Annotated in this window: 6 protein-coding genes; 4 read left to right on the top strand and 2 right to left on the bottom strand. The window is 40.5% G+C overall.

Going from position 1 to position 7,289, the window contains the following annotated elements:
• Positions 1-77 precede the first annotated feature (77 nt).
• The 4 genes from CDG59_RS12580 (at position 78) to CDG59_RS12565 (ending at position 3,439) form a co-directional block, all read left to right on the top strand.
• Complete coding sequence (locus CDG59_RS12580; RefSeq protein ID WP_227519126.1) at positions 78-1,307, top strand: COG3014 family protein; 1,230 nt, start codon at positions 78-80, stop codon at positions 1,305-1,307.
• An 18-nt stretch (positions 1,308-1,325) separates the two neighbouring features.
• Positions 1,326-1,733, top strand: coding sequence for a DUF1425 domain-containing protein (locus CDG59_RS12575; protein WP_005164336.1), 408 nt, complete (start codon positions 1,326-1,328; stop codon positions 1,731-1,733).
• Positions 1,734-1,761: 28 nt separating this feature from the next.
• Positions 1,762-2,364, top strand: coding sequence for a penicillin-binding protein activator LpoB (gene lpoB, locus CDG59_RS12570; protein ID WP_005164332.1), 603 nt, complete (start codon positions 1,762-1,764; stop codon positions 2,362-2,364).
• Between the two features lie 73 nt (positions 2,365-2,437).
• The gene (locus CDG59_RS12565; RefSeq protein WP_171295040.1) at positions 2,438-3,439 is read left to right on the top strand and encodes a CsgG/HfaB family protein; all 1,002 of its coding nucleotides are present in this window, start codon (positions 2,438-2,440) and stop codon (positions 3,437-3,439) included.
• A 101-nt stretch (positions 3,440-3,540) separates the two neighbouring features.
• Here CDG59_RS12565 and CDG59_RS12560 read toward each other — a convergent pair whose 3' ends face one another.
• The gene (locus CDG59_RS12560) at positions 3,541-5,847 is read right to left on the bottom strand and encodes a RelA/SpoT family protein (protein ID WP_004664174.1); all 2,307 of its coding nucleotides are present in this window, start codon (positions 5,845-5,847) and stop codon (positions 3,541-3,543) included.
• Between the two features lie 31 nt (positions 5,848-5,878).
• Entirely contained in the window at positions 5,879-7,288 is a 1,410-nt protein-coding gene (gene rlmD / locus CDG59_RS12555) for a 23S rRNA (uracil(1939)-C(5))-methyltransferase RlmD (RefSeq protein ID WP_087545603.1), read from the bottom strand.
• Between the last annotated feature and the right edge of the window lies 1 nt (position 7,289).

Raw genomic sequence — 7,289 nt, 5'->3', positions numbered from 1 at the left:
CTCTTGAATTAAATAATTTTGCTGATTAATTTAAGATCAAATAAATTGTACGTTTTTTGATTTATGACGGAAGTCTATTGACTCAACCGATATCGGCACCAACGCAAGAATTATTTGAAAAAAAAGCTAAAAGTAATGATGCAGCGTTGTATCTATTAGAAAAGGCGCGTTTAGAACAAGCAAACAAACAATATGAAGCCAGTAAGCAAACTTTTGAAAAAGCATTTGAACTATTAGATGCTCAAAATAATAAAGCAACAATTAGCGCCTCGAAATTAGGTTTTAAGGCACTTTCCCTCGTGAGTAATGATAGTGTAGCACCTTATAAGATTCCTGAATATGAACAGGTATTAGCACATGTTTACCAATCGATAAACTATCTAGCTTTAAATAATACTGAGGGCGCGGCTGTTGAAATGCGTGTAGCGCAACGTATTCAACGCGAAATTGAATTAGCTCATAGCAAAGAAGCAGAAAAAGCAGCAGCTAAAGGTCAAAATGTTAATTCTGCTCCAGCTGAATACGATGAAGCTTTAGCTGGACTAAATACAATTGCAGGTAAAGTAAAAAATACCTATCAAAATGCGTATGCATTTTATATGGCGGCAACATTATGGGAAGCCTTGGGTGAAAAAAATGATGCTTTAGTTGATTATAAAAAAGCATATGAACTACAGCCAAATGATTTTATTAAAAATGATGTAAAACGACTCGATAACGCCGCAAAGAAAGCAAATGGTCAATATCCAGTTGTTATTTTTCTGGAGCAAGGATTAGTTCCTCAAAAAATTTCTTCGACCTTAGCAATTCCAACACTAAATGGATTAGTGAATATCTCATTTGCAAGCTATGACCCTTCAACCTATGTTGCACCAAGTCAGGTTGATGTGGCTGTAAATGGGAAAACCGTTGCAAATACAGCATTACTTACTGATATTGGTGCGTTGGCTGTAAAAACACTAAAAGAAAAGATTGCCGCTAATCTCACAACTCAAATTGCACGTTCTACAGCGAAATACGCTGTACAAAAAGAACTGGGCAATCGTTTAGGCGTATTTGGACAACTTGCAGGCAATATCTATAACACTGCCACAGAAAAAGCAGATGTTCGTGCATGGAATACCCTCCCAAGCAATGCACAAGTCACTCGCCTTTTACTCCCTGTTGGTAGTCATACCATCCAACTTAAAAACAACTATGCAAATCAATCGATCAATATTGAAGTGAAAGCTAATCAGACGACCTTCATTCATGGTATCGAAACCAACCAACAAATTGTCGCTGATAGCTTCAGTATCGCTAAATAACAACTTGAGTAAAACATAATGAAACAACGCCTTTTACCCATAATTCTGTGTAGCTTTAGCCTTGGCTTAACTGCATGTACAGCACCAAATGCGATGCGTACACAAACAGACCCAAATACTGGTGCAAGCAATGTCAGAACCATGACAGGTAATCCTATTCTCGCAACCCGTATTGGTGTCAATCGAATCAATATGGTCAGTCTTGGAGATATTAAAAAAGCATCACTCGCCTTAAAAAATGGTTGGTTCTACGAACAATCTTTTGAATACAAAGTTGTTTGGTTTGATGCCAATGGAACAGAAATCAATCCAGAAGGTGCAACTTGGAAACCAATCACATTACAAGGGCGTGAAGTAAAAACCGTTCAGTCTGTCGCACCCAATCCAAGTGGTGTTGATGTACTTATTTACATGAAGAAAGACTAATCAACAGCTTATTTATAAGGGGTAAAACATGAAATTCCGTACTTTGGCTTTAGCAACCACAATTGGCAGCATGGCATTGTTCAGTGGCTGTGCCTCCCAGGCTGTATCTTATGGCGATGCACAGGCAACTGAAACCTTAACCAAAGATTTTGGCTCAACCGACCTTCAACAAATCGCAGCCAAGATGGTTGATGACATGCTGGCGTTTCCACCCGTGATTGAAATGACTCAGGCTCGCCGTCCAGTACTGTTTGTTGACCGTATCAAAAACAAGACCCAAGAGCATATTGATACTGAATCCATCACTGACACCATCCAGAACAAACTGATTAATTCTGGAAAATTCCGTTTCGTTGACATGACTTCTGTCGGTGCAATGGCAGACCAGTTGGCTTATCAACAGCAAAGTGGCATGGTAGACAAACGTACAGCAGTGAAAACAGGATCTCAAATTGCCGCTGAATACATGCTGAATGGTAACTTATCCAGCATCGTCAAAAATTCAGGCGGTAAGAGTGATGTGTACTACAAGTTCACTTTCAAATTACAAAACCTGAAAACAGGTATTGTTGAATGGACAGGTGAAAAAGAAATTCGTAAATCGGCTAAACGTGCTACTTTTGGTCTATAAACCATTCACAACAACAATAAACCCGATGCTCAGCACCTGCTGAACATCGGGTCATATAGAATGATAGAAAATGATGAAATCCTTACTTTGTGCAGCCCTGTTCTGTTTAACAACAATTCACTCAGCTAACGCCGCCCTACAAGAAGTCATGAAAGAAGCCACAGGTAGCGGCCCAACCCAACAACAGGCTATTGCAGAAGCCTTGCTGATTGCAGCCCAGTCTGTAAATGGCACCAGTGTTAGTTCACGCACTGACTTAGCGGAAGAAGTGAACATGGTGGTCAGCAACAACCATTGGAGCTACCAAGGAAAAACCTCGCCTGTATTCAGTGTTGAAACGCAGGGCACTAATGCGATTAATCGTTTTCAGGTGTTAAGTGTTTCGGGTTCGGGCAAGAACTACCGCGCCAAAGTGCGTGCTTATGTCAGCAAGTTTCAATCAAGTGTAGCGGATCAACACTTACGCCGTATTGCGGTTATGCCATTTCAATATAACTATTCAAAAACTCAACTCACAGATGGCAGTGATGCTGATGACTTTGTGACAGAAGTTGCTGATTTGGTCGGCACTCAACTGGCAAACTCACGTCAGTTAAGTTTGGTGAGTCGTGACTATATTGAGGAAATGGCAAGTGAAAATGCCTTTCTTCGTTGGGATGGTGCACCAGCAGAAATGGCAAGACTTGGGCAAAAAGTGGGTGCTGACTATATTTTAGTTGGACGTATCAATGAAGCAAAAACGACTCAAGGACGTTCATTTTATGGCGCTGTTCCAGCTGGGCAACAAGCAATCCGTCTAAATTGGCGAGTGATTGAAGTGAATACAGGAAAAGTTGCTGCTGCAGGAACTGTAAATCAACAGCAACGCCAATCTCTAGGAGAGCTTATTCATAATTCACAATCTACAACCTCATCAGACTTACTCGCACAACAAATAAGTAATGATGTCTTAAATGGCTTGTCTTTAATGCCGATCAGTAACTCTCGACAAAACTCGACACAAGTAGAGAGTTCAGAACCACTGTCGGATGCTGAACTCACACCAGGTTCGAGTGAAAAACCGATTCGTTGGTGATCGAATAATCTGTGTATATTCAATTTATGATTTTTTGTTGATGCAAAAAAAGAACACTTTAAATTCATTTAAAGTGTTCTTTTTTATAAATATAATGTCAATCAACTACCCTGAACTAAACGTCTTGCACTAATAATGCCTGGTTGCTGCTCTAAACGAGCTAAAAGACGAGACAGTTGTGCCAAACCTTTCACTTCAATCAGTAACTTCATATTGGCAATCCCATCTGCCTCAGAAATCGTATTGACCTGACGAATATTGATTTGGTCTGAGAAAATCACTTGCGTGAGGTCTTTAAGTAGACCACGGCGATCATAAGCCTCAACCACGATTTGCACACTCTGACCACGGGTCGGTTGCATTTCCCAATCGGCTTCAACAGCACGTTCAGGCTCTTGAGTCGTCATACGCAAATAATCTGGACAAGCAACCTTATGGATACTGACACCACGATTTAAAGTGATATAGCCCCCAATCGACTCACCATGTACAGGTTGACAACACTGTGCAATATGCAATTCCACATTATCCAAACCATCGATCAAAATCCCGTGTGCTGAGAGCGTATGGCTGGCACGTGGATTTAAGGCAGGCTTTAAGACCAGTTCAGGCTCATCTTGATCCAAGTGCATCTGACGATTGACTTGATTCATCAAGGCATGGAGGCTGATATCACCACTGACCAAAGCAACTAAAATATCATCGCCAGATTTCAGATTAAAGTGAGATGAATAGTCTTTAAGATCGATGCTTTTCGGGTGAATTGCTAAGCGTGCTAACTCTTTATTAAGTAATTCACGCCCCACCTCAACATTCTTACTACGATCTTGCTGTCTAAACCAATGCCGCAACTTGTCACGCGCACGAGCAGTTTTGATATAACCTAAAGAGTTCACCAACCAATCACGGTTCGGTTCACGATCTTTTTTGGTTAAAATTTCAACCTGTTCACCCGTTTTCAGCGTATAAGTTAATGGCACATAACGTTGATTGACACGTGCTGCATAACACTTATTACCTACCTCAGTATGTACATGGTAAGCAAAATCTAAAACCGTTGAACCTCGAGGCAATTCTTTAATATCACCATCACGACTAAACACATAGATTTTTTCAAAATTTTCAAAATCTTGAATTTGATCTATACCATTTGACTCTTCATCTTCACCATGTGGTGTGGTTTCGGTACGTTCTTGATAATGTTCCAATACCGCACGTAAAGAATGTAGACGATGATTAAATGAATGATCGGTATTTTTTGCACCTTCTTTATAATTAAAATGCGAACAAACGCCCAGTTCGGCTTCGTTGTGCATCTCGAAGGTACGAATTTGTACTTCTAAAGATTTATTTTCAGCAATCACTGCCGTGTGTAATGAGCGATAACCATTGGCTTTTGGATTGGTGACATAGTCATCAAATTGGTTCGGGATATGACGCCACAGCTGATGCACAATACCTAAAGCGTGATAACAGTCTGGTACACTTTTGACCAATACACGCACTGCACGAATATCATAAAGCTGATCAAAACTCAGATTTTTACTTTTCATTTTTCGATAAATCGAATAAATGTGCTTCACTCGTCCAGTGATTTCAGCCTGAATATGATGCATACCCAGTTCAGTCTTTAGCTTATCAATCACAAACTGAATATATTGCTCTCGCTCTAAACGTTTTTCATTCAGCAACGATGCAATTTCTTTATAACGCTCAGGCGCCAAATAACGGAAAGCGAGATCTTCTAATTCCCATTTTAGTTGTGCAATACCTAAGCGATGTGCAAGTGGTGAATAGATCGTTAAAATCTCACGTGCAACGCGTTCTTGGCGTTCTTTACTTGCAGTGGCTAATTCACGTAAAGCATAAGTACGTTCAGCCAATTTGATCAAAACAACGCGTACATCTTCTGTCACTGAAATCAGCATTTTATAAATGCCGTTTAAATGCTCACGCTGATTGTTATTAAAATGATCTTCTAAACGTTTATTTTTTTCAATCAATTCAGAGAGCTTACCCATCGCAAGCGTGCCTTGCACAAGACCAAGCACCTGTTCGCCGAATTGTTGTTGAATATCCTCTAAAGTAATTAAACCTTCGCGCACACTTCGATACAACACTGCCGCTGACAATGTGTCTTCATCAACATGTAAATGCGCCAAAATATCAGCCATGCCAATACCTGTACTAAAGGTATTGCTACGATGATGAACCGTGGTTTCTAATTCTTTTGCCAAGGTCAGCTCTGCAACTTTTTGAAGTTGCTTTAGCTCCGCCCCATCCAAAATATCACGCACTCGATCTAGCCAAGAGACCAGACCACTTTGCGCTTCAGCGGCATGTTCTACAGTCGTTTCCTCTGACAACTCATGGAGTCGCCCAGGTAACTGCTCACGTACTGTGACCATACCATTCTCCTCTGGATACGTAACTCATTCTCTAATCGTTTATCTCTTGGGTCTTTTCAAATTGCTCAATTTTTTCAAATAAGGCAATTGATTCAACATGCTCAGTATGGGTAAACATGTCCATGACTGCCGCTTTTTTAAGTTGATAACCATATTGTGCCAGTACACCCGCATCCCTTGCTAGCGTTGATGGATTACATGAAACATAAACGATTCTTTTTGCTCCAAAATTAGGTACATATTGCATAACCTCAAACGCACCTGATCGAGGAGGATCAATTAATAATGCATCAAATCCCTGTTTTGCCCAAGAATGATGCGAAAAGTCTTTTGTTAAATCTTGTGAAAAGAACAATGCCTGAGACAATTGATTTGCTTTCGCATTTTCAGTTGCCCGTTGTACCATCTCATCACTTGCTTCAACACCAATGACCTGACCTGTCTCACCAACACAACGTGCTAAAGGTAAGGAAAAATTACCTAGTCCACAAAATAGGTCGAGCACTCTCTCCCCTTTCTGTAAATCTAGCAATTCACATGCCAAGTGAATCATCTTTGCATTTACACCACTATTCACCTGAGTAAAGTCTAAAGGTGAAAATGCAAATTTAACCGCAAACTCATCCAGACTGTAGTGCAAACGCATCGGTGCTTGAGCATCATCAACACGATGTAAACTATCTGCGCCTTTAGGTTGTAAATACAACTGCCAATCCTTTAGTAACGCAAATTGACGTAATTGGTTGACATCCGACACATTTAATTCATCCAAGTGGCGAATCAATAATGCTGTCTCGGTATCACCTATTGCTAATTCTATATGACCAATGTGGGCTTTGCCTGTTAGACTTTCGAGTAGTTTTCTCAACTCTACTAAACTTTCGGACAAACGCTGATCAAGTACGTGACACTGCTGAATCGGTGTTAAATGATTACTGTGATGCTCACGAAAGCCCATCACCAAACGATTTTGTTTCGCAATATAGCGAACGCCGATTCGAGCACGACGACGATAATCTATTTTTTCAGAGCGGATTGGATCTAACCATTGCTCTGGTTGTAAACCAGCAAAATGTTGTAAATGTGACTTTAATACATTCTGTTTTAATAAAATCTGTTCATCTGGATGAATATGTTGCAAGCTACAGCCACCACACACCCCAAAATGCGGACAAATTGGATCGACTCGTCCCACAGCCGCATCACTTTCTAGCTTAACCATATCCGCTTCTTCTAAACGAGAAGTTTGATTACTAATCTTGGCTTGTACTGTTTCACCCACGAGCGCATAACGAATGAAAACCTTCTTGCCATGCTTTTCTTTTGGATGATCAGGATGCGTTCCATAATGCGCAATCCCTCGCCCCTCATGAGAAAAAGCTTCGATTTGAAAGGTATATGTCGGATATTGAGCTGGGCGCTGTTTCGCTTTATGTTTCAAA

It is taken from the genome of Acinetobacter sp. WCHA29 (genome assembly GCF_002165335.1).
Taxonomy (GTDB): Bacteria; Pseudomonadota; Gammaproteobacteria; order Pseudomonadales; family Moraxellaceae; genus Acinetobacter.
This window is presented reverse-complemented; position numbering and strand designations above follow the sequence as displayed.